Raw genomic sequence first — 1,440 nt, 5'->3', positions numbered from 1 at the left:
CACGGGTGTTCGCTTGTTCAGAGTTGCACAGTGGACGCGTAGCAGCTTAGTAGTCAAGTCCTCGGCCTATTAGTACCGGTCAACTGAACCCGTTACCGGGCTTACATTTCCGGCCTATCAACCCAGTCGTCTAGCTGGGGGCCTTACCCCCACAAAGTGGGGTGGGATACCTCATCTTGAAGCAGGCTTCCCGCTTAGATGCTTTCAGCGGTTATCCCTTCCGAACGTAGCTAACCAGCCGTGCCCCTGGCGGGACAACTGGCACACCAGAGGTTCGTCCGTCCCGGTCCTCTCGTACTAGGGACAGCCCTTCTCAAGTATCCTACGCGCACGGCGGATAGGGACCGAACTGTCTCACGACGTTCTAAACCCAGCTCGCGTACCGCTTTAATGGGCGAACAGCCCAACCCTTGGGACCTGCTACAGCCCCAGGATGCGACGAGCCGACATCGAGGTGCCAAACCATCCCGTCGATATGGACTCTTGGGGAAGATCAGCCTGTTATCCCCGGGGTACCTTTTATCCGTTGAGCGACACCGCTTCCACTCGCAAGTGCCGGATCACTAGTCCCGACTTTCGTCCCTGCTCGACCTGTCAGTCTCACAGTCAAGCTCCCTTGTGTACTTGCACTCAACACCTGATTGCCAACCAGGCTGAGGGAACCTTTGGGCGCCTCCGTTACCCTTTAGGAGGCAACCGCCCCAGTTAAACTACCCACCAGACACTGTCCCTGAACCGGATAACGGTCCGAAGTTAGATACCCAAATCAACCAGAGTGGTATTTCAAGATTGCCTCCACCCATACTGGCGTATGGACTTCACCGGCTCCCACCTATCCTACACAAGCTAACTCAAGTACCAATGTCAAGCTATAGTAAAGGTCCCGGGGTCTTTCCGTCCTGCCGCGCGTAACGAGCATCTTTACTCGTACTGCAATTTCGCCGGGCCTGTGGTTGAGACAGTGGGGAAGTCGTTACGCCATTCGTGCAGGTCGGAACTTACCCGACAAGGAATTTCGCTACCTTAGGATGGTTATAGTTACCACCGCCGTTTACTGGCGCTTAAGTTCTCCGCTTCGCCCCGAAGAGCTAACAGGTCCCCTTAACGTTCCAGCACCGGGCAGGCGTCAGTCCATATACATCGAATTACTTCTTCGCATGGACCTGTGTTTTTAGTAAACAGTCGCTTCCCCCTGCTCTCTGCGGCCATACAACGCTCCACCCGCGCGGGGCTTCACGTCTCCGGCCCCCCTTCTCCCTAAGTTACGGGGGCAATTTGCCGAGTTCCTTAACCACAGTTCGCCCGATCGCCTCGGTATTCTCTACCTGACCACCTGTGTCGGTTTGGGGTACGGGCCGCTAAGAACTCGCTAGAGGCTTTTCTCGGCAGCATAGGATCACTGACTTCACCTGAATCGGCTCGGCATCACGTCTCAGCCCT

Annotated in this window: 1 rRNA gene (running past one end of the window); it reads right to left on the bottom strand. The window is 55.9% G+C overall.

Going from position 1 to position 1,440, the window contains the following annotated elements:
• Positions 1 to 49: 49 nt before the first annotated feature.
• Positions 50 to 1,440: ribosomal RNA gene (locus ABZV06_RS31835) — 23S ribosomal RNA — on the bottom strand (it continues 1,817 nt past the right edge of the window).

The sequence above is a fragment of the Micromonospora sp. NPDC005172 genome, from assembly GCF_040608555.1.
Lineage (GTDB): Bacteria > Actinomycetota > Actinomycetes > Mycobacteriales > Micromonosporaceae > Micromonospora.
The sequence above is the reverse complement of the archived record's forward strand: the minus strand, read 5'-3'. Positions and strand labels throughout refer to the sequence as shown.